19 protein-coding genes are annotated in these 22,043 nt (G+C 47.8%); all 19 read right to left on the bottom strand.

The features are described 5' to 3' along the window. Window positions 1–8 precede the first annotated feature (8 nt). Window positions 9–605: a dipicolinate synthase subunit B gene (locus PMI05_RS07015; protein ID WP_007719213.1), complete on the bottom strand. Its 597-nt coding sequence runs from the start codon at window positions 603–605 to the stop codon at window positions 9–11. Beyond that, on the bottom strand, window positions 602–1,504 hold the full coding sequence (gene dpsA, locus PMI05_RS07020; RefSeq protein WP_007719214.1) for a dipicolinate synthase subunit DpsA: 903 nt from the start codon (window positions 1,502–1,504) through the stop codon (window positions 602–604). Before dpsA ends, PMI05_RS07015 begins: the two co-directional genes overlap by 4 nt. A 137-nt stretch (window positions 1,505–1,641) precedes the next feature. Continuing rightward, a complete protein-coding gene (locus tag PMI05_RS07025; protein ID WP_007719215.1) occupies window positions 1,642–1,902 on the bottom strand; it encodes a YlmC/YmxH family sporulation protein in 261 nt (86 codons plus the stop codon). Between the two features lie 72 nt (window positions 1,903–1,974). Next, complete coding sequence (locus PMI05_RS07030; RefSeq protein WP_007719216.1) at window positions 1,975–3,228, bottom strand: pitrilysin family protein; 1,254 nt, start codon at window positions 3,226–3,228, stop codon at window positions 1,975–1,977. A gap of 112 nt (window positions 3,229–3,340) precedes the next feature. After that, entirely contained in the window at window positions 3,341–4,318 is a 978-nt protein-coding gene (locus PMI05_RS07035; protein ID WP_007719217.1) for a polysaccharide deacetylase family protein, read from the bottom strand. Between the two features lie 158 nt (window positions 4,319–4,476). After that, the gene (gene pnp / locus PMI05_RS07040; RefSeq protein ID WP_007719218.1) at window positions 4,477–6,624 is read right to left on the bottom strand and encodes a polyribonucleotide nucleotidyltransferase; all 2,148 of its coding nucleotides are present in this window, start codon (window positions 6,622–6,624) and stop codon (window positions 4,477–4,479) included. 268 nt (window positions 6,625–6,892) lie between these two features. Beyond that, window positions 6,893–7,162 (bottom strand): 30S ribosomal protein S15, encoded by a 270-nt coding sequence (gene rpsO / locus PMI05_RS07045; protein ID WP_015891708.1) that lies wholly within the window; start codon window positions 7,160–7,162, stop codon window positions 6,893–6,895. A gap of 133 nt (window positions 7,163–7,295) precedes the next feature. Continuing rightward, on the bottom strand, window positions 7,296–8,237 hold the full coding sequence (locus tag PMI05_RS07050; protein WP_007719220.1) for a bifunctional riboflavin kinase/FAD synthetase: 942 nt from the start codon (window positions 8,235–8,237) through the stop codon (window positions 7,296–7,298). A gap of 3 nt (window positions 8,238–8,240) precedes the next feature. After that, the gene (gene truB / locus PMI05_RS07055; protein ID WP_007719222.1) at window positions 8,241–9,167 is read right to left on the bottom strand and encodes a tRNA pseudouridine(55) synthase TruB; all 927 of its coding nucleotides are present in this window, start codon (window positions 9,165–9,167) and stop codon (window positions 8,241–8,243) included. Continuing rightward, window positions 9,160–10,155 carry a bifunctional oligoribonuclease/PAP phosphatase NrnA gene (locus tag PMI05_RS07060; protein WP_007719224.1) on the bottom strand — a complete coding sequence of 332 codons (996 nt, stop codon included), beginning with the start codon at window positions 10,153–10,155 and terminating at the stop codon, window positions 9,160–9,162. The genes truB and PMI05_RS07060 overlap by 8 nt, the downstream gene beginning before the upstream one ends. After that, entirely contained in the window at window positions 10,145–10,510 is a 366-nt protein-coding gene (rbfA, locus tag PMI05_RS07065) for a 30S ribosome-binding factor RbfA (RefSeq protein WP_007719226.1), read from the bottom strand. Before rbfA ends, PMI05_RS07060 begins: the two co-directional genes overlap by 11 nt. 27 nt (window positions 10,511–10,537) lie before the next feature. Continuing rightward, window positions 10,538–10,819, bottom strand: a complete 282-nt coding sequence (locus PMI05_RS07070) for a DUF503 domain-containing protein (protein WP_007719228.1) — start codon at window positions 10,817–10,819, stop codon at window positions 10,538–10,540. Further along, window positions 10,819–13,485, bottom strand: a complete 2,667-nt coding sequence (gene infB / locus PMI05_RS07075; protein WP_007719230.1) for a translation initiation factor IF-2 — start codon at window positions 13,483–13,485, stop codon at window positions 10,819–10,821. Before infB ends, PMI05_RS07070 begins: the two co-directional genes overlap by 1 nt. Before the next feature lie 21 nt (window positions 13,486–13,506). Next, window positions 13,507–13,806 carry a YlxQ family RNA-binding protein gene (locus PMI05_RS07080; protein ID WP_007719232.1) on the bottom strand — a complete coding sequence of 100 codons (300 nt, stop codon included), beginning with the start codon at window positions 13,804–13,806 and terminating at the stop codon, window positions 13,507–13,509. Then, a complete protein-coding gene (rnpM, locus tag PMI05_RS07085; protein ID WP_007719233.1) occupies window positions 13,803–14,093 on the bottom strand; it encodes an RNase P modulator RnpM in 291 nt (96 codons plus the stop codon). The genes PMI05_RS07080 and rnpM overlap by 4 nt, the downstream gene beginning before the upstream one ends. Window positions 14,094–14,095: 2 nt before the next feature. Next, entirely contained in the window at window positions 14,096–15,187 is a 1,092-nt protein-coding gene (gene nusA / locus PMI05_RS07090; RefSeq protein WP_007719234.1) for a transcription termination factor NusA, read from the bottom strand. A gap of 53 nt (window positions 15,188–15,240) precedes the next feature. Beyond that, on the bottom strand, window positions 15,241–15,699 hold the full coding sequence (rimP, locus tag PMI05_RS07095; RefSeq protein WP_007719235.1) for a ribosome maturation factor RimP: 459 nt from the start codon (window positions 15,697–15,699) through the stop codon (window positions 15,241–15,243). A 167-nt stretch (window positions 15,700–15,866) separates the two neighbouring features. Next, window positions 15,867–20,171 carry a PolC-type DNA polymerase III gene (locus PMI05_RS07100; RefSeq protein ID WP_007719236.1) on the bottom strand — a complete coding sequence of 1,435 codons (4,305 nt, stop codon included), beginning with the start codon at window positions 20,169–20,171 and terminating at the stop codon, window positions 15,867–15,869. 116 nt (window positions 20,172–20,287) lie between these two features. Further along, window positions 20,288–22,033 carry a proline--tRNA ligase gene (locus tag PMI05_RS07105; protein ID WP_157230868.1) on the bottom strand — a complete coding sequence of 582 codons (1,746 nt, stop codon included), beginning with the start codon at window positions 22,031–22,033 and terminating at the stop codon, window positions 20,288–20,290. Window positions 22,034–22,043: the final 10 nt, after the last annotated feature.

A 22,043-nucleotide genomic window follows, 5' to 3' on the forward strand; every position in this document is an offset into this window, starting at 1 on the left:
TAGTCTTATTAGTAGTTAAATCTTTCGATGAGCAAGGGTTGCAATTGTCGACCTTCCAAAGCTGCTTCGCATGTTTCCAATAGGAGATCCATACGAGCTACAAGCGAGTTCGGTTTTTTATCCGGGGCATCCTGCCCGAACGGCACGAAATACATATTTTTCGCGGCCAATAGCTTGGCAATATTGGCTGCATTTAATCCCAGACCATCATTGGTGGAAATGGCAATCACAATGGGTCGCAGATTACGCATCGTCGCTTTAGCTGCCATCAGTACGGCACTATCCGTAATGGCATTCGCCAGTCGACTCGTCGTACTGCCTGTGCAAGGCGCAATGAGCATGACATCCAACAACTTGGAAGGTCCCAACGGCTCAGCCTGAGGAATCGTCGAAATAAGCTCTTCCCCCGTCAGTTCCTTGATTTGTTGCTGCCAGCTTTGAGAAGTACCGAAGCGTGTATCCGTGGTCATAATCGTATTCGATACGATCGGTACCACCCGTGCTCCAGCATCCACAAATCGCTTAATTTGCGGCATGGTTTCCTCAAAGGTGCAATGCGATCCAGACAATCCAAATCCAATGGTCTTTCCCTGGAGCTTACTCATGTTGCATCCCCTCCTGGCGCTTTCCTTTGATCCGCAATAAGACGAGACAATGTTTGGGCTAAAATTTGTCCAGCGGTTTTCGGTGCAACGATTCCAGGTAATCCGGGAGCAAGAAGAGCTTTGATACCTCGTCTTTCAGCGTAACGAAAATCCGTTCCCCCTGGCTTGGAGGCAAGATCAAGAATAAACGCCGACTGAGGCATTTGAGCAATCACTTCTGCCGTGAGTAATAATTGCGGGATGGTATTAAAAATGAAATCAGCATTCGTAACCTGTTGCCTTACTTCGCTTATATGGAAGGGAGTCATTCCCATCTCATAAATGCGTGCCAAGTGTTCCTGACGTCTGGCCCCAACTCTTACGCGGGCCCCCAACGCATGCAATGCTCGAGCCATGGACAAACCTGTTCGGCCCAATCCCAAAACAATTGACTGTGATCCATGAATCGTAATATCCGTATGTTGAATCGCCATCATTAACGCTCCCTCTACAGTAGGGATAGAGTTATAGATAGCTACGTCATCACGATCCAAGAGCTCCACGAGAGGAAGCTGTGTGGAAGCCAACAGCTTTTTCAGATAAGGCTTTGCCATTCCTGTGTAAACCACGCAATGACTCGGCAGACTCGCCACATGTTCGTCTAGCAACTGCATTTGTTTGGAGCAGAAAATACTTTCCACGTATCCTTGGTCATCGGTCCCTACGATGGGTAGGATGAGGGCGTCCACGTCTTTCAACACATCGCATGTTAATGGTTTCTTCGTTGCCCCTGTAAAATTACTTTCCAGGTTATCGAAGCCAACTAACGTGACGCTAGCATCCAGTTGTATGCATCGCTTAATGACTTCCAACTGGCGAGCGTCTCCGCCGATGAAGGCAACATGTATGCCCGTTAGCATGCTGCGTTCCCCTTTCCACACATTTTACTGCATTAAATGATCGGAACGCAAAGGTTTTCCATTTGGAAAAGTTGACGGAAATCCATGCGGTCTACCCCCATCCTATTCCGCTCCTGCTACTTCGGTGACAGAAGCGCCTACTTTTGCGAAGCTTGTGCCTCAGGCGCTTGAAGCTGGATGATGACCGTATCTGGCCCAATTTTTACGATGGAGCTCCATGGGATCACGAGGTCCTCTCGCTTCTTGCCGAAACCAAAGAAACTGCCTCCTGGCAAGATGATGGATTGAATCGTACCGTTTTCGGGATGGATGACTAAATCGGAATCACTGATGACCCCCATTTTCTCCCCGTTGTCCAGTCCGATAATCTCCTTCCCACCCAACTCGCTTAAGCGCATGGAGAAGCCCCCTTTGTCCTTTCATTTACTGTTGATATACGCAAAAAAATCCGGGCTATGCCGGATTTTTGCTTACAACAATATATCGTTCTTTACGTTTTCAGGGAAGCCGTCGAGTGGACTCACCATCGCCATAGACATCTTGGAGCGGAACAGCTGCTGCGCCACAGCCAAAACAGATTCATGGGAAACACGGTCAATTTTGGCGATGATCTCGTCTAGACTAAGGTGACGGCCTAGCAGGAGTTCATTTTTGCCAAGTCGACTCATACGGCTATTCGTGCTTTCCAAGCTGAGCATTAGGCTGCCTTTCAGCTGCTCTTTTCCTTTGTTCAGCTCTTTATCCGTAATGCCATGATCAGCGACATCACGCAGGACGCGCGAGACGATGTCAAATACCTGTCCTACTTGCTCTGGTGCCGTTCCTGTATACACGTGGAACGTACCCGCTTCTTTATAGGACGAATGATAGGAATAAACAGAGTATGCCAAGCCACGCTCTTCGCGAATTTCTTGGAATAGACGCGAGCTCATGCTGCCACCCAGCACGTTGTTCAGCAAAATCAAGGAATATACTTCAGGATGCCCTACCTTAAAGCCAGGTAGTGACAGGCACAGATGCGCTTGCTCTGTCGCCTTATGATGCGCGATCACATTTCCAGCAAAATCAGGAGTAGACAAGCTAGGCATACTGCCTGGACGCGAGAAAGTCTGAAAGCGCTTTTGAATGTCTTCAATCAAACTGTCTTCAAAATTACCTGCTACTGTAATCACCGTATTCGTTGGCAGGTAATGCTGATCAATATAAGCCAGCAAATCGTCACGTTTCAAGCTGCGCAGGACATCTTCCGTGCCCAAAATCGAATACCCAAGTGGGTGTGTGCTATACGAAGCGCGTGCAATCAAATCATGCACCAAATCATCCGGTGCGTCTTCATACATGCTAATCTCTTCAATGACGACGTTCTTTTCCTTTTCCAACTCATCTGCATCAAACACCGAGTTGAAATACATATCAGAAAGGACATCTAGGGCAATTGGCGCGTGTTGATCGAGCACCCTTGCGTAATAGCAGGTATACTCCTTCGAGGTAAAGGCGTTCACGTTCCCGCCAATCTCATCAAAGGTTTCCGCAATTTCCTTTGCAGAACGAGTAGTCGTGCCTTTGAAAAACATATGCTCGAGAAAATGGGAAATCCCGTTGTTTTTCTCGTTTTCATATTTCGAACCAGTCCCTACCCAGATGCCTAAGGCAACGGAGCGAACGGACGGAATCCGTTCCGTCACGATTCGAAGACCGTTATCACACGTATGACGTTGTATCACGTAAATCCTCCTCGGTTGTTCATCTTTCTCTACCCGAAACCTCGGGGAATTTCTTGTAAACACGTCTAACTATAGCAAACTTCCTTTGTCTCCACAATAAATGAACATGTATTTACGGTGATGGGAGTCTACGACTCGATATAACCTCTGAAACAGTCGTCGGCTGTAGCCCCTTCTTTTTGGCGATCGTCAGAAGTTGATCTAAACTCGCCTCGGAGGTAGACGTTGGGTGCATGAGTACGAGGACACCGTTCTCCATTTTCCGGCTTATTTTATTGATCACATAAGCAGGCGAAGGTTTCTGCCAGTCAATCGTATCTGCCGTCCATAGAATCGTCTTCATTTGATAAGACGAATGCGCGATTTGTACAACGCGTTGGTTAAAAGCACCAGATGGCGGTGCAAACAACGACGGCTTCACTTCCATCGTTTTATAAATAACATCTTGCGTACGGCTTATCTCTTGATGAATCCTCTGTGTCCCCAGTGTGTTCATATCGGGATGAGAATACGCATGATTACCAATCTCATGGCCACGTGCCAAGATCTTTTTTGCTTCTTCTGGGTAACGTTTTACCCAAGAGCCATCCAGAAAGAAAGTTGTCTTTACCTTGTGTTTATCAAGTGTATTGAGCATCGAATCGAGATACTCATTTCCCCAAGCCACATTGATCATGAAAGAAATCGCTGGTTTATTCGGATTTCCTCGATAGATGGGATGTGCTCCCAATTGCTCAACCGAAACCGCTGGAGGTACTTCCTTGTATACCAGCAAATCTGGACTGGACACTCCCGCAGCCAGCATTTTATTGATTGATTCTTCTACATCCACTACACGGCCATTATATCCCGGAATCGCCTTCCACGTCTGATCGACGACGGCATCTATCGGCTGTTCCTCTCTGCCCTCTTTCCACTTTTCAATCTGCGCCCGTAAACGCGCTTTTTCGTTCTCGTTACGATCTTCACTCACTACTTGGACATTTTTGATCGTACTGATGTAATGATGAATAGGCTGATAATTCAAGAGAACGATCAGCGCTGCTCCATATATAAATATGAACAAAAGTCTCCTGGTCCTATTCGTCATTAGGGCGTCGCCCTCCTCTATCGATCGTACGAGTCTCTCTTGTCCAATGTATGAGTGGAAGGAACGACTTAGACATACGAAACGGGAGCATCTGCCACATAAAAGAAAAAAGCTTCCGTACACGAATTTCTTCGAGTGACGAAGCCTTTTGTTTTTCTTTATTCTGCTTTTGGTGGTGTTTCAGCAGCTTGTGCCGCAGCAGCTTGCTCTTTCAAAACTGCTTTGCGAGAGAGATTCACACGACCTTGGTCGTCGATCTCGGTCACTTTCACTTCTACCTTATCACCAACTGCGACAACATCTTCTGTTTTGGCTACACGCTCTTCAGCCAGTTGAGAGATGTGGCACAAGCCCTCTTTACCTGCGAACAACTCGATGAACGCACCGTACTTCTCTACGCGTTTTACTGTTCCCAGGTACACCTGGCCAACAGCTACCTCACGAACCAGATCTTCAATAATTTGTTTCGCGCGCAGATTCGCTTCGTGGTTGATGGATGCGATGAAGACTCGTCCATCTTGTTCGATGTCGATTTTTACGCCGGTTTCTTCGATAATCTTATTAATGACACGGCCTTGTGGACCGATTACATCGCGGATTTTCTCCGGATTGATCGTCATGGTCATGATTTTTGGTGCATAAGGAGACAGTTCTTTACGCGGTTCGGAAATCGTGCTCATCATATGTTTCAAGATGTGCAAACGACCTTCACGTGCTTGCTCCAAGGCCAGCTCTAAAATCTCACGGTTAATACCGGAAATTTTGATGTCCATTTGGATTGCCGTTACGCCTGCTTCCGTACCAGCTACTTTGAAATCCATGTCCCCCAAATGATCTTCCATACCTTGAATGTCAGTCAGGATCGAGAAAGATTGCTCATCTTTACTCATGATCAAGCCCATCGCAATTCCGGCTACTGGTGCTTTAATCGGTACCCCTGCATCCATCAAGGCAAGTACGCTCGCGCAAATCGACGCTTGTGATGTGGAACCATTGGATTCAATAACTTCTGATACGAGACGAATCGTATAAGGGAATTCGACCTCAGAAGGAATGATCGGCTCGATTGCACGCTCACCCAACGCACCGTGTCCGATTTCTCGACGCCCTGGAGGACGCAACGGACGGGCTTCACCTACGCTATATGGCGGGAAGTTGTAGTGATGCATGAAACGTTTCGATTCTTCCAGACCGAGACCATCCAGAATTTGAACATCTCCCAGCGCGCCCAATGTGCAAACGCTCAGCGCTTGTGTTTGACCACGAGTAAACATAGCGGAACCATGTGTACGAGAGAGTATGGTTGTCTCGCTGGACAGCGGACGAATTTCGCCAAGTGCTCGTCCATCTGGACGGACCTTTTCATCTGTAATCAGACGGCGAACTTCATCTTTGACAATATTTCCAAGTACTTCGCTAATCATTTTTTCCTGCGCGGTGTAAGCTTCAGGATCTTTGGCTGCGAAATGTTCCTTGGTTTCGGCCTTGATGTCGTCGATCGCATCGTAGCGCGCTTGCTTTTCTTCAATACGGACAGCTTCTTTCAAACGAGCTTCCGCAAATTCGCGCACTGCTTGATCGATTTCAGGATCAACCTCATGGAGGATGACTTCCATCTTCGGTTTGCCGATCTCTGCTACGATCATGTTTTGGAATTCTACCAGTTGCTGAATAACCTCATGACCTGCCATGATGGCTTCAAGCATAACTGCTTCCGGTACTTGATCTGCGGCAGCTTCTACCATGTTAATCGCTTTGTGCGTACCAGCGACAGTCAGGTGAATATCGCTTTTCTCCGCTTGAGCTACAGTAGGGTTAATGACGAACTCACCGTCAATTCGTCCTACGATTACTCCTGCAATCGGACCTTCAAAAGGAATCTCCGAAACGCATAGCGCTGCGGAAGTACCGATCATTGCAGCGATTTCAGGTGAGCAGTCTTGATCCACAGACAGAACAGTATTTACGATTTGTACATCGTTACGGAATCCGTCTGCAAAAAGAGGGCGGACAGGGCGGTCAATCAAGCGGCTAGCCAAAATTGCTTTTTCACTTGGTCGTCCTTCTCTTTTAATAAAACCGCCAGGAATTTTCCCAACCGCATAGAGACGTTCCTCATAGTTAACAGTCAACGGGAAGAAGTCAAGGGGTTTTGGCTCCTTCGAGACTGTAACTGCGGATAGGATTGCTGTATCGCCGTAACGAACCAAGACCGAACCATGCGCCTGTTTAGCCATTTTGCCAAATTCCAGGGTCAGTTTACGGCCTGCCAGTTCGAAGTCATATGTACGGTATTGTTGCTCCATGATGCTAGCAGTCCTCCTTCACAACAATGTGCATTTCACACTTTGTTTTCTACCTATATGTATTATTTCCTGCCATCATAAAAATTAAATGGGTACCTTTGGCAGTCGTTCTAGATAATAAAAAAAGCTTCTTTTGTGAAGCTAATTTAATCAGACAAATTTGTTCCAACTCTTTTTACTCGTTTCGGATGGGCTTAGCGCATTTCTACGCTAAACCCTCCTACACGATAGAAAAAGCGGGCAGAACCCGCTTTTTACAAAACGCTGATTAGCGGCGCAGACCCAGACGGTCTACTACCGAACGATAGCGTTGAACATCTGCTTCACGCAGGTATGTCAACAGGTTACGACGTTGACCAACCATTTTCAAGAGACCACGACGGCTGTGGTGATCTTTCTTGTGCGTACGCAAGTGTCCGTTCAGATTGTTAATGTTTTCGGTCAAGATAGCGATTTGCACTTCCGGTGAACCGGTGTCGTTCTCATGAGTACGGAACTCTTGAATCAGTTGAGTTTTACGTTCTTGAGTCAATGCCATCATGACTCACCTCCTCATTTTTTATACCGTTCGCCGAGTCTGCCGTCGGTGAGCATCGGACAGCCAAGCTACGGTTATCTGTACAACGTTTTGAATTATAGCATACCATTTTGTGAAAAGCAAAGAGAATCCTTTACGAGATTCCCTCTGCGAATTTTTGCTTCGCCGTCTGCACATCTCGTCCAATTTGAGCGATAAGTGCATCCACACCAGCGAACTTCTGTTCTTCACGAATGTAGAAAAGGAACTCTACTTCTACTTCTTTGTCATAGATTTCACCAGAGAACTCAAAAATGTGCACTTCTAGTGACTTTTCTTTTTTCTCCAGTTCAAATGTAGGCTTGATCCCTACGTTCATGACACCATAGTAGCTTTGTTCATCCACAGTAAAGCGAACACCGTAGACCCCATTCTTTCCGATCAAGTACGGCTGATTCACTTGGACATTCGCTGTAGGAAAGCCAATGGTTCGACCGCGTTTGTCGCCATGCACGACTGTCCCACGCACTTTGTAGGCACGGCCTAGCAAATGGCGAACCTGCTCGACATCCCCATGATGAAGATATTCACGGATGATTGTACTGCTCACTTTTTCACCCAAGCGATTTACCGGACCCACTATGTCGAGCCCATAGCGACCTTTGCTCATTTCTTGCAAGGTATGGGCAGTCCCCATCCCTCGATAACCAAAGGTGTAGTCGAAGCCAACAACAATATGGCGGTATTCCAATGGGAGAAGGCACTCCGCGATGAAATCTTCTGGATAAATAGCCGCAAAGCTAATATCGAACTTCATCACATACGTGGTGTCTACGCCCATCTTTTCGAATTGCTCGAGCTTGTCTGCAAGTGGTGTCAAATAGCGGGTATAACCGCTTTGCCCCAATACTTCTCGAGGATGCGGATCAAAGGTCACTACCGTACTTTGCCATCCGTTTGCTTTCGCTGTATCAATCGCCTTTTGGATTACACGGCGATGCCCAATATGTACACCATCAAAGTACCCCAGTGCAATCGCACAAGGATTCGCTTGCAGGTCAGACGGAAACGGGTATGTCAGGTAGATCGTTTTCACGGATTACACCTCGGCTGGAAAGACTTTTTCTGGTTTGGCGAAAAGTCCTTTGTCTCCACGGCATACGCGATGGATGCCAAGTAATTCTTCCCCCGCAAACAAGCAAATCAAACTTCCTTCCTCCGTAGTGACACCCGGAAGCGCGGTCGCAAGTCCATTACGTACTGCTTTGATCCGTTCTGGCTTGACCTGAAACGATGGTAAGAACGAGATTGCCTGAGGGATGGAGACCAAGTGACGGGAAATGTCTTCCCCGTTTGCTGCCTGTTCCTCAATTTGCTGGAGAGGGATTGCCTCTTGCTCCTGGAACGGGCCACTTTTTATTCGCCGCAACAGCTTCATATGGGCAGGATAACCCAGAGCGCGTCCGAGGTCAACACATAAGGTGCGCATGTATGTGCCTTTTGAGCACGTACACGTGAATGCAACATCGACAGTGTCTCCATCCACGCTAATCTTATGAAGTGTCAACTCATACAGCGTCACTTTCCGAGCCTGCCGCTCAATCACGGTACCTTCACGAGCCAGGTCGTACAGCCGCTTGCCGTTTACCTTTACCGCTGAGAACATTGGAGGTACCTGCTCCATTTCACCCAAAAAGGATTCGAACAGGGCTTGAATACGCTCCGTCGTAATCGATGCTGCATCTACTCCAGCTTGCTCCACCACTTCTCCGGAAGCATCTTCCGTCGTGGTCGTAGAGCCGAGGCGCATGACTACATCATATCGCTTAGGCAGCTCTTGCAAATATTCAACTAGCCTCGTTGCGTGTCCCACACAAATGGGGAGTACACCCGTCACATCTGGATCCAGTGTACCCGTATGCCCCACTTTTTTCGTTCCATACAGTCGACGAATACGTGCTACACAATCATGGGAGGTCATACCAGCTGGCTTGTCGATAACCAGCACACCGTTCACGTTACTCATCGAATTTCACTCCTACTGCATCGTCCAGCACAGTCCATACTTTTTGCTGTACTTCTGAAAGTGGTCCTTTGATCGTGCATCCTGCTGCTTTTGCGTGTCCACCGCCACCGAGCTGCTTCGCAATGACAGCTACGTCAACCCGATCGCGAGCGCGCATGCTCACCTTGACCACTCCCAGTTCCGCTTCCACAAAAGAAACGCCAACCTCGACTCCTTCAATGTTGCGACAGTAATTCACCAATCCACCAGCATCTTCTCGCTCGGCACCCACTTCGGCAAAATCTGCGGCTGAAACAGTGATGGAAGCAACCAAATTTTGATGGGACAGTTGCAAGGTTTGGAGCGCGCGTCGCAAAACTTTCACATGGGCAAAAGTGATTTCCTCCAGGCAGCGCTCTGCTACGTCTCCTGGCTTCACACCGTATCCGAGTAATCGAGCAGCGATCTCCATGACGCGCGGCGATGTATTGGAATAGCGGAAACCGCCTGTATCCGTCAGAAGACCGGTATAGATGCACAGCGCAAGCTCTTCATTGAAAGAAACCCCTGCTGCTTCTGCCACATCAAACAAAATCTCTGCTGTTGCGGCTGCATCCGGACGAACCAGATTTACCGTTCCAAAATGATCGTTGGTCGGATGGTGATCGATATTCAGCAAAGCAGCGCCAGACGCAAATAAAGACCGTACATCGCCCATCCGCGACTCATCCGCGCAGTCTACAGCGATTACGGCCCCGAACGTCTCGTTCAGTGATTGTTTGCGCAGGTTATAAAGACGGTCAAACCGCGGCAAGAAGTTAAACTTGATCGGTGTTTCCCCTTCGTTTACAACCACATACTCTTTTCCCAACTGCTCTAGCATGAGCACGACTCCCAAAGCAGATCCAGTAGCATCTCCATCAGGACTTACATGAGAGAGAACCAGGAAGCGGTCGTGCTCCTGCATAAACCGCGCCGCTTCCTGTACTGCCATTTGATTAGGATTCATCCTGTTTCTCTCCCTCTGTGGAGATTTCCCGCAGGATTGATTCAATTTTGCTGCCGTAGTCAATGGACTCGTCCAGCTTGAATACAAAATCAGGAATGTGACGCAGCTTTACGCGTTTCCCGATCTCCGTACGCAAGTAACCTTTTGCTTTTGTCAAACCAGCAAGGGAAGCTTTACGCTCTTCCTCACTGCCAAAAATGCTGACAAAAACCTTCGCCAATTGCAGGTCACTGCTTACCTCTACATCTGTTACCGTTACGAAACCGACACGAGGATCTTTCAGTCCACGCTGCAATACGAGGCTCAGCTCTTTTTTGATTTCTTCACCTACGCGGCTAATCCGTGTTTTATTCATCGATTTTTCACCTCCGCTGACTGTTCATTAATCGTAGTATTCCGTATCCACGCGAATCAACTCTACATCTGGATGGTTCTCTACAAATCGAACGACAGTCTGCATTTCTTGTTGTAAAAAAGAGATCTCATTAGCAACGGCAGCGATACCCAACACGGTACGCTGCCATTGCTCGAGATAAGCCACCTCTGCCGCGGAGACGTTAAATCGGCTCCGCAGCTTGCCGATCAGACTTTTGACGATGGCTCGTTTTTCTTTCAGGTTTTGGCTAGCGGGCAGAAACAGTTCAATCTGCACACCTGCTATCATTATTGTTTCACTTCAACCATGACGAATGCTTCGATTACGTCGCCGATTTTGAGGTCATTGAAGCGTTCCAAAGTCAGACCGCACTCATAGCCTGCTGCAACGTCTTTCGCATCATCTTTGAAGCGTTTGAGGGTATCGAGCTTACCTTCATAAATCACAATACCTTCACGGATCAAACGTGCACCAGCATCGCGGCTCAATTTACCTTCAGTCACATAGCAACCTGCAATGTTTCCGACTTTGGATACTTTGAACACTTCACGAATCTCAGCTTGGCCGATGATATTTTCTTTGAAGACTGGATCAAGCATCCCTTTGAGAGCAGACTCGATCTCTTCGATTACAGTATAGATGACACGGTGCAGGCGAATGTCGATCTTCTCTTGTTCAGCCATGCTGCGTGCATTTGGCTCAGGACGTACGTTGAAACCAATGATGATGGCATTCGAAGCATTTGCCAGCGTAACGTCGGATTCCGTAATCGCCCCAGCACCTGTATGAATAATTTTCACACGAGTACCGTTGACATCAATTTTCTCCAAAGAACCACGCAGAGCTTCTACAGAACCTTGTACGTCACCTTTTACGATCAGGTTCAGCTCTTTGATGTCGCCTTCTTGGATGTGCTGGAACAAGTCATCCAAAGAAACGCGGGAGCTCTCACGACGCTCGGATTCACGCTGCTTGGATGCACGTGCTTCCCCAATTGCGCGGGCCTTTTTCTCGTCTTCAAAGACACGGAATTGGTCACCTGCTTGTGGTACATCATTCAGACCAGTGATTTCAACTGGCGTAGATGGACCAGCTTCCTTCAGACGGCGTCCTTTGTCGTTCACCATTGCACGTACACGTCCGAAAGCGGAACCTACTACAATTGGGTCACCAATGCGTAGGGTACCTTGTTGAACCAGAATGGTTGCAACTGGACCGCGTCCCTTGTCAAGCTCAGCTTCTACAACAGTACCGCGAGCACGCTTGTCTGGGTTTGCTTTCAGTTCTTGTACCTCGGATACGAGCAAGATGTACTCAAGCAGTTCTTCGATACCTGTACGCTGCTTAGCGGACAATGGGGAGAAGATAGTTTCGCCGCCCCACTCTTCGGCAACCAGTTCATACTCGGTCAATTCTTGCTTAATACGGTCCATATTTGCTTCTGGTTTGTCAATCTTGTTGACCGCTACGATGATTGGCACATTTGCTGCCTTCGCATGGCTAATCGCTTCAACCGTTTGCGGCATGACACCATCATCTGCAGCAACAACCAGAATAGTAATGTCTGTAATTTGCGCACCGCGAGCACGCATGGTTGTGAAGGCCGCGTGACCTGGCGTATCGAGGAAAGTAATTTTCTTTCCTTTAATCTCTACTTGATACGCACCAATGTGCTGGGTAATTCCGCCTGCTTCGCCTGCTACAACGTTTGTAGAGCGGATCGCATCCAGCAAAGTCGTTTTCCCGTGGTCAACGTGACCCATGATGGTCACAACTGCCGGGCGCTCCAGAAGGCTCTCTGGTGCATCTACTTCTTCCAACGTTTCGAAGTTAGTCTCATCAATGATGATTTTTTCTTCGACTTCAATGCCATAATCTGCGCAAATGAGTTCGATGGCTTCACGGTCAAGGTACTGGTTAATCGTTGCCATGATCCCCAAATTAAACAGCTTTTTGATGACTTCTGCTGGTTCTTTGCGTAGTTTTACAGCCAATTCGTTAACGGTCAAAGACTCGGTAAAGGTAATTTTTGTTGGTGGGTCAAATACTGGACGTGGAGCCTTTTGGCCACCACGATTGTTATTGCCACGGCGATTATTTTGGTTATAGCGGTTATTACCACCGCCACGGAAAGGCTGACTCTTCTTGTTATCTTCAAATGTCTTTTGGGTCTGTGGACCCTTTTTGATTTTCTCACGTTTTTCTGTACCAACATTGGATGGAAGATTTACTTTATCTTCAAATTCTTCTCCTGTACGTCCCTCTGTTTGATTAGCAACAGGTTGTTGTGCAGGACGCTGTTGGTTTTGTGGTCGTTGCTGATTGTTCTGTGGTCTTTGTTGTCCTTGACCCTGTGGTCTTTGTTGTCCTTGGCCTTGTGGTCTTTGTTGTCCTTGGCCTTGTGGTCTTTGTTGTCCTTGACCTTGTGGTCTTTGTTGTCCTTGGCCTTGTGGTCTTTGTTGTCCTTGGCCTTGTGGCTTGCGGTCATTCGGCTTTGCGGGTTGACTTCTCATATTGTTTGGTTTTCTCTCCTGATTCTTCCCCTGATTTTTTCCATGCTGAGGACTTTGCTGATCGGAATTGGCACTCGCACTGTTGTTAACTGGACGATTGATGTTTGATGTGCTTCCTCCACGATCGCTGTTTGGTCTGTCATTACTAACCAGTTGAGCTTGCCCCGCTTGTTGTTGGGGTTTGTTCTGTTGTCCTCTGGAGTCGTTGGGGCGTCGTTGATCTTCCACTTGTTTGGGTCTTGCATCACTTGACGTATTACGTTGCTCCGGTTTGGCACCAGAACGCAATTTGGCCATGTGATCCTCGATCCTTTTGATCGTCCCTTCTTCCATGATACTCATATGATTTGCTACTTCTATATTCAATCGTTTTAGCAAATTGAGGATTTCCTTACTGCTCATGTTGTGCTGTTTGGCATACTCATACACACGTGTCTTCAAATATACTTCACCCTTTCTAAGTTAGGTGAGCAGACGCTGAATGCTTTCGGCCAATTTCCCATCGGTTACCGCCACGGTAACGCGCCCATCTTTTCCGATTGCGTGTCCCAATGAATGTCGGTCGCCAGTGGTTACACATGAGACACCGTAATAGGAACATTTATCCTTTACTTTCTTGGCGGTATTGTCTGATGCATCTGATGCGAGCAAAACCAGGCGGGCCTGCCCATTACGAATAGCGGTAATGACCAGTTCCTCCCCGGTAACGATCTTTCTCGCACGCATCGCCAATCCGAGTAGTTGTGCTGCTTTTGGGATCATTTTCCCATCATCTCCAACCATTTTTCACGGAAAGCATCATACTTTTCTTGGGAGATGGACATATTGAGGGCACGTTCCAGCACTTTTTTCCATTTTCCCGATGCGAACGCATCCGGCTTCAGACAGCTTTCCTGCCGACACACATAGGTACCGCGTCCCGCCGTCCTTCCAGTAAGATCAATGACGATCTCTTCTTCTGGCGTCCGGACGACGCGGATTAATTCCTTTTTCGGAAACATTCCTTGGCAAACAATGCACTTACGCAACGGGATCTTTTTTTGCTTCATGATTATTCGTTGTCCGTCCCTTCATCGCTCTCTACTTCTTTTGGATAAGCGATGCCTTCTTGGTCGGCTTGGGACTCGCTCTTGATATCGATCTTCCAGCCAGTCAGCTTGGCTGCAAGGCGTGCGTTTTGGCCACGCTTACCAATTGCCAGAGACAATTGATAATCAGGAACGATCACACGTGTAACCTTCTCCGCTACGTTAACCTCAACATGCAGCACCTTTGCAGGGCTGAGAGCGTTAGCTACGTACTCGGCAGGATCTTCAGACCAACGAACGATGTCGATCTTCTCGCCTTTGAGCTCTGTGACGATCGTTTGGACGCGCATGCCCTTTGGACCGACACAAGCCCCTACTGGATCAACATCTGCGTTGATGGAATGCACAGCGATCTTTGAACGATCACCTGCTTCACGTGCAACAGACTTGATTTCAACCACACCGTCATATATTTCTGGCACTTCTAATTCGAAGAGGCGCTTCAAGAGCCCCGGGTGAGTACGGGAAACGACGATTTGCGGTCCTTTAGTGGTTTTCTCTACTTTGATGATGTATGCCTTCACGCGATCTTGTGATTTAAAATCTTCGGATGGCATTTTTTCTGTGATCGGCATAACAGCTTCAGCCTTACCCAGATCAATGTAATAATTGCGAGCGTCCATACGTTGAACGACGCCAGTTACGATATCGTCTTCACGCTCAATAAACTCGCTGTAGATCAAACCGCGCTCCGCTTCGCGAATGCGCTGTGTAACCACTTGCTTCGCAGTCTGAGCGGCAATACGACCGAAATCACGAGGCGTTACCTCGATTTCGACGATATCCTCCAGACGGAAGTTAGGATCGATTTCTTGTGCTGCTTCTTGAGAGATCTCAAGCCGCACGTCCAAAACCTCTTCGACTACGCTCTTCCGCGCAAACACCCGCACCATACCTGAATGACGATTTACATCCACCCGCACATTTTGGGCCGAGTTGAAGTTACGTTTGTATCCAGAGATAAGAGCCGCTTCGATGGCCTCGATCAGTACGTCTTTGGTGATGCCTTTCTCTCTCTCAATGGCTTCTAAAGCCTCGATAAAATCGCCGTTCATGACTTTCGTTGCCTCCTCCTTTACTTACCACGGGCTAACACTGGCCGCGACAACTAAAAAATAATTGCCATTCTAGCCGTGTCAATTTGCTCTTGGGAAATTACATACGTTTTCTTTGCTTCTTTTACTGTCAGCTTGCCATCCTCATAGGATACCAGTTCGCCTTCGAACGTGGTTGCACCTTCTATTGGCTCTTTTGTTGTGATATGCACATTTCTGCCGACAGCTTTCGTGAAATCCTTATCCTTGCGTAATGGGCGCTCAGCACCCGGCGAAGATACTTCTAAAAAGTATGCTGTAGGGATGGGATCTACTTCGTCTAGTTTTTCGCTCAGCTTCTCGCTGACAAGGCGGCAGTCATCGATGTCGATGTTGCCAGTTTCATTGTCGATAAACACGCGCAGAAACCAGTTGCTGCCTTCCTTTTTGTACTCGATGTCAACTAGCTCCAGGCCCACTTCTTCAACAATGGGCGTGACGAGTTCAGTGACGATGCCTGTTACCTTGCTCAAGCAAGTACCTCCTTCTCATTTGAACCATGAGGTGTAGCCAGAAAGAAAGAGTGGGTTTCCCCACTCTCGATCAGCCATGCGTATAAAACCAGTATTTCCAAAAAAATTATAGCATAACAGCCCTCCGCTGACAACCTTTGGATGACTGTGAGCCTTGACTGCACGCCTTAGAACAAGGACAGCTGGTTGGATTCTGGCAATCCTTTCAAAGCACCTTGCTCGTCCAAGAACTCCAAAATGGTCTTGGAGATGCGGGAACGGGATAAGAGGTCTTCCTTGGACAAAAACTCTCCATGCTCTCTCGCAGCTACAATGCTGATCGCCGCGTTCGTCCCTAAGCCAGGCAGGGCGTTAAATGGAGCGATCAGCGAATCTCCCTCGATCAAGAAGCGCGTGGCGTCTGATTTGTACAAATCAACGTTGGTAAAGCGGAAGCCCCGCTCTATCATTTCCAACGCCATCTCCAAAACAGTCAGCAATGCCTTTTCTTTTGGTTGTGCATCGTGTCCCTTGCCCTCGATCTCTTCAATCTTTTGCTTGATCGCCGCTGAACCTTTGACCATCAGCGGAATGTCAAAGTCGTCGGCGCGAACAGTGAAATATGTTGCGTAAAACTCCAATGGACGATGTACCTTGAAGTATGCGATCCGCACAGCCATCATGACGTAAGCAGTCGCGTGCGCCTTCGGGAACATGTACTTAATCCGCTGGCACGACTGAATATACCACTCTGGCACATTGTTATTGCGCATTTCTTCCTGATCGTCCTCTGGAACCCCTTTACCCTTACGCACGGACTCCATGATCTTAAAGGCGCGTGAAGGCTCTAGCCCTTTATAGATCAAATAGACCATGATATCGTCACGACAACCAATTACGTCTGGTAGCTTGCAGGTACCGTTGCGGATCAAGTCTTGTGCGTTGTTCAACCAAACGTCCGTACCGTGCGAGAGTCCAGAAATCTGAACAAGCTCGGCAAACGTTGTCGGTTTGGTGTCTTCTAGCATCTGACGTACAAATTTGGTTCCGAACTCAGGAATGCCGAGTGTCCCCATGTTCGTACCGATTTGCTCCGGTGTAACCCCCAAGGCTTCCGTCGTACTGAAGATGGACATCGTCTTTTTATCATCCAGTGGAATCGTCTTTGGGTCCATTCCCGTCAAGTCTTGCAGCATACGAATGACGGTCGGATCATCGTGTCCCAGAATATCGAGTTTTAGCAGGTTGTCATGAATGGAGTGGAAGTCGAAATGGGTTGTGCGCCATTCTGACTCATTATCATCAGCCGGGAACTGAATCGGACAAAAGTCTTCAATCTCCATGTAGTCAGGAACTACGATAATACCGCCCGGATGCTGTCCTGTTGTCCTTTTTACACCTGTACAGCCGTTGACGATCCTGGATATCTCCGCATTGCGCAACGTCATGCCACGCTCATCGGCATACTTTCGCACATAGCCATACGCTGTTTTTTCCGCAACGGTACCAATCGTTCCTGCACGATATACGTAATCCGCTCCGAACAGCTCCTGTGTGTACTTATGTGCACGCGGCTGATAGTCACCGGAGAAGTTCAAGTCAATATCCGGTACCTTGTCTCCTTTAAAACCGAGGAACGTTTCGAAAGGGATGTCCTGGCCGTCCTTGGCATACATGGTTCCACATTGCGTACATTCTTTATCCTCCAAGTCAAACCCAGAGGCGATTGAACCATCTGTAATAAACTCACTGTGCTTGCAATTTGGGCAACGATAGTGAGGAGGCAATGGGTTTACCTCTGTAATCTCAGACATCGTGGCAACAAAGGACGAGCCTACAGATCCCCGGGAACCTACCAGGTAACCATCATTCAACGATTTCGTTACCAAACGCTGCGAAATCAAATAAATCACACCGAAGCCGTGCTTGATGATACTGTTCAATTCTTTTTCCAAGCGATGCTCGACCAGTTCGGGCAATGGGTCACCATACAACGACCTTGCTTTGTCATAGCACATTTGACGAAGCTCTTCGTCCGCCCCTTCAATGATCGGCGTGTACAGCTTGTCTGGAATCGGACTAATATCCTCAATCATATCGGCAATGGCATTCGTATTTGTTACGACAATTTCTTTTGCGGTCTCTTCCCCCAAAAAGGAAAACGCCTCTAGCATCTCTTCCGTTGTATGAAAGTAAAGCGGCGGCTGATTGCCTGCGGTTGGATCCCCTTTTGACAATAAGAAAACATCGCGGAAGATTTCATCTTGGGGATTCAGGAAGTGCACATCCCCTGTAGCAACGACCAGCTTGCCGAGCTCTTTTCCCATTTCGACGATCTTTTCATGGTAGCCTTTCATCGTCTCCAGCGAAGGAATTTCTTCATTACGCAACAGTGGTGAGTAATGAGCGACCGGCTGTAATTCCAAATAGTCGTAAAAAGCAGCAACTTCCTTTAACTCTTCAGGTGACTTACCGCGAAGAATCGATTGCATGAGTTCTCCGTCTTTACACGCCGTACCAATTAGTAAGCCTTCGCGGTATTTGGTCAGCTGGCTTCGCTGAATTCGGGGCCAACGGAAGAATGTTTCCACATGAGAACGGGTTACGAGCTTGTACAGGTTTTTGAGGCCTTCTTTATTTTGAACGAGAATCGTCGCATGGAATGGACGTCCACTCTTGTAATCCGCCTCTTCGTTGCTTTTTTCATTCAGTTCAGCAAGCGATTTGATTTCCGCTTCTTTTATGTCCTTCAACATTTGCTGGAACACCTGAGCAAGGGCCACAGTATCGTCTAACGCACGGTGGGCATTGATGAGCTCAACGTTGAACTTTTTCGCTAATGATCCCAAACGATAATTACGCATTCCTTTGTACATCAAACGAGCCAAAGGCAGCGTATCTAAAAATGAATTGCTCCATGGTTCCATGCCAATCCGTTTGGCGCAGGCGTTAATAAACGCTTTGTCAAACTCAGCATTATGCGCAACCAGGATGGCGTCACCAGTAAAGTCCTTGAACTTGCGGAGTACCACATCGAGTGTCTCTTGCCCGCGGAGCATTTCGTTGGTAATCCCCGTAATCTCAGTTGTCTTTGGCCCAATTTCCAATTGCGGGTCGATCAGCTCCGTCCATTGGTCGACAATTTCTGAGCCTTTCATTTTGACAGCAGCGATCTCGATGATAGTATGCTCTGACGCGTTTAAGCCCGTCGTCTCCGTATCAAACACAACGTATTCGGTATTCTCATCAATGGAAAGATTATTGTCTGCATGCAGGTTATAAACGATATCGATACCATCCTCGACTACGTATGCTTCCATACCGAGAATGCACTTGATGTTGTTCTTTTTGGCGATGGAATACGCCTCTGGAAAAGCCTGCACGACACCATGGTCAGTGACAGCAATTGCTTTATGACCCCACTTCGCTGCCGTCGAGACCAGTGATTTTACCGATGCAACGGCATCCAGCGCACTCATCGGCGTATGGCAATGGAGCTCAACACGCTTTTCTTCCGCATGATCTTTGCGAATGACCTGCTCAATCTGGTTCAAATCATTGGCATTCATCACGAGATCGCGTACAAATGTGTCATGCTGTACACTTCCCCGTGCTTTCACCCACATACCGTCTTTCAGCAATTCAAGCATTTTCACGTCTTCTTTATCGCGAGAGAACATCTTCACTGTAAGAGAATCCGTATAGTCTGATACGTTGAACGTGAGCAAATGACGTCCACTGCGAAGCTCTTTGACTTCTACGTTAAATACGGTTCCTTGGATGACGATACGGCGTTCCTCATCTTGAATCTCGCAAATCGGGATCGGCGCATCTTTAATTTCATAGCCCATCATGAGCGTAGTGACAGCATCAGCTTTATCAGACGATTTGCTCTCCTGTTGAACAGCCGTCATCACAACTTCGACGAGAGCACGCTCTTCCTCTTTACGTTGCTCCTCAAAGGCCTTATACGCATCATCGCTTTCTTCCCCATGGAAAGTAAAGCGCATCGAGCAATCGGTAGCTTTCTGGAAAGCAGCCAAAAGCTCATTATCCGCTCGTTTACGCTTGGCAACCTCAACGGACATCTCCGTTGGCAAGTATACCTTGACTTCCTGCTGGTCGACTTGCTTACGTGCTTGACGCATCGTAACTGCCAAGGAGTTCAGAGTCGACTCCAGCCCCGCCAGCAAGATATCCCAATACTCTTCGACTACTTGATCGAGAGACGGCTTTTGCAGATAGCGAAATCGGGTATCAACTTTGGCTAGATGTGAAAATGTATGCGTCAATCGCTTGGTAAAAGCTGCATAAACATCCGCAGGTATCATTCTCGGAAGGGCAAAGTGAAAAACCCATTCTTTGTTCTGCTTATACAGCTCTAACTTTTCAATCTGAGCATCAAGAAAAAAACGCTCCACCCATTCGTCAGGAACTTCCATTTGCTTGACCAATAGGGAGAAGCGATGTTTTTGCTCTTGTAAACGGTCCACGGTTTTCCCACCTTCCCTATAAGTGAGCGTTCAAACAAGAAAAAGAGGTACTCCCCATTAATCTAGGGGAGTACCCCGTAAAAATTCGACAAAATCCTTCTTATTCCTGCATGCAACTAGTTACCGAACAAGGCAGCTCCAGTTTGGTCAACACGAGATAAGAAACCTTTTACTTCATCGACCAATTGATCCAGCTTCACATCATGTGTTTCACCGTTTTTGCGGATACGCACTTCCACTGTTCCTTCTTGTGCCGCTTTATCGGAAACCGTAATACGCAGAGGCAGCCCAATCAAATCAGCGTCTTTAAACTTCACACCAGCACGCTCAGGACGATCGTCAAACAAAACTTCTACGCCAGCCTTGCGCAATGCTTCTGTAATTTGTTCACTAACTTGACGTTGCTCTTCTACTTTAACATTGACCGGAATCACATGCACATGGAAAGGTGCAACAGATACTGGCCAAATGATACCATTTTCATCATTGTTCTGCTCGATCACTGCCGCAATTGTACGAGATACACCGATTCCGTAGCAACCCATGATCATTGGTTGACTGCGACCGTTCTCATCCAAGTACGTAGCACCCATTGCTGTGGAGTATTTCGTACCCAGTTTGAATACGTGACCGACTTCTACACCACGTGCAAACTTGATAACACCACCTGTACGAGGGCACTCGTCACCTTCTGTAATGTTGCGCAAGTCAGCGTACTGGGAAACCGTGAAATCACGGCCAGCAACTACGTGAGTCAGATGATAGTCTGTTTCATTGGCACCGACGACACCATCATAAACATCTTGAACAAAATTGTCCGCAATGATTTCCACTTTTTCAGGATCAATGCCAACTGGACCAACAAATCCTGCAGGCGCTCCTGTTACCGAAACGATATCCGCTTCAGAAGCCAGCCCTACGATCGTTGCATCATACAAGTTTTTCAGCTTCACTTCATTGATCTCATGATCACCGCGTACCAGCACCATAACCAGCTTGTCGTCTAGGCGATAAATGAGGCTCTTGATGATCTGCTTTGCTTCGATTTGCAGTGCTTGTACCAATTGGTCGATCGTTTTGGTACCAGGCGTATGCAATTTTTCTCGTGCTGGCGCTTCTGTTGCTGGCTTTGCAGATCGCTTGTACACGACTTCTGCCTTTTCCAAGTTGGCTGCATAATCGCCTTCTTCAGAATAAGCAATCGTGTCTTCCCCAATGTCGCACAACGCCATGAATTCGTAAGTGCCTTTTCCGCCGATTGCACCTGCATCCGCTTCTACTGCACGGAAGTTCAGGCCTACACGGGTAAAGATGTTCGTGTACGCATCATACATCGCCTGGAAGTTGCGATCCAGACCTTCCTGTGACGAATCGAAAGAGTACGCATCCTTCATAATAAACTCGCGGCAACGAATCAAACCGAAGCGTGGACGAACTTCATCACGGAACTTGGTTTGAATTTGATAAAGGTTGATCGGGAGTTTTTTGTAAGAGTTAATCTCATCACGCACGAGACTCGTAATGACTTCTTCGTGGGTTGGACCCAAGGCAAAAGGACGATCATGACGATCACGCAGGCGAACGAGCTCGGGACCGTATACATCCCAGCGACCCGTTTGATGCCACAACTCAGCAGGTTGCATCGCTGGCATCAACAGCTCTTGTCCCCCAGCATTGTTCATTTCTTCACGCACAATCGCTTGGATTTTGTGCAGGGAACGGAGCGCCAGGGGCAGGTACGTATAAATACCGGAAGCCAGTTGGCGGGCCATACCTGCGCGGAGCAGCAGCTTGTGGCTGGCAATCTCCGCGTCGGATGGCACTTCCCGCAGGGTAGGGATCAACATTTGACTTTGCTTCAACACGTGCGTG

Source organism: Brevibacillus sp. BC25 (assembly GCF_000282075.1).
In the GTDB taxonomy this organism is placed as follows: domain Bacteria; phylum Bacillota; class Bacilli; order Brevibacillales; family Brevibacillaceae; genus Brevibacillus.

Bases quoted from the DNA above. Each gene is read 5' to 3' on its own strand.
- PMI05_RS07015 (WP_007719213.1), bottom strand. From the start codon at position 605: ATGAGTAAGCTCCAGGGAAAGACCATTGGATTTGGATTGTCTGGATCG.
- dpsA (WP_007719214.1), bottom strand. From the start codon at position 1,504: ATGCTAACGGGCATACATGTTGCCTTCATCGGCGGAGACGCTCGCCAG.
- PMI05_RS07025 (WP_007719215.1), bottom strand. From the start codon at position 1,902: ATGCGCTTAAGCGAGTTGGGTGGGAAGGAGATTATCGGACTGGACAAC.
- PMI05_RS07035 (WP_007719217.1), bottom strand. From the start codon at position 4,318: ATGACGAATAGGACCAGGAGACTTTTGTTCATATTTATATATGGAGCA.
- pnp (WP_007719218.1), bottom strand. From the start codon at position 6,624: ATGGAGCAACAATACCGTACATATGACTTCGAACTGGCAGGCCGTAAA.
- rpsO (WP_015891708.1), bottom strand. From the start codon at position 7,162: ATGGCATTGACTCAAGAACGTAAAACTCAACTGATTCAAGAGTTCCGT.
- truB (WP_007719222.1), bottom strand. From the start codon at position 9,167: ATGAGTAACGTGAACGGTGTGCTGGTTATCGACAAGCCAGCTGGTATG.
- PMI05_RS07060 (WP_007719224.1), bottom strand. From the start codon at position 10,155: ATGAATCCTAATCAAATGGCAGTACAGGAAGCGGCGCGGTTTATGCAG.
- rbfA (WP_007719226.1), bottom strand. From the start codon at position 10,510: ATGAATAAAACACGGATTAGCCGCGTAGGTGAAGAAATCAAAAAAGAG.
- PMI05_RS07070 (WP_007719228.1), bottom strand. From the start codon at position 10,819: ATGATAGCAGGTGTGCAGATTGAACTGTTTCTGCCCGCTAGCCAAAAC.
- PMI05_RS07080 (WP_007719232.1), bottom strand. From the start codon at position 13,806: ATGATCCCAAAAGCAGCACAACTACTCGGATTGGCGATGCGTGCGAGA.
- rnpM (WP_007719233.1), bottom strand. From the start codon at position 14,093: ATGAAGCAAAAAAAGATCCCGTTGCGTAAGTGCATTGTTTGCCAAGGA.
- nusA (WP_007719234.1), bottom strand. From the start codon at position 15,187: ATGAACGGCGATTTTATCGAGGCTTTAGAAGCCATTGAGAGAGAGAAA.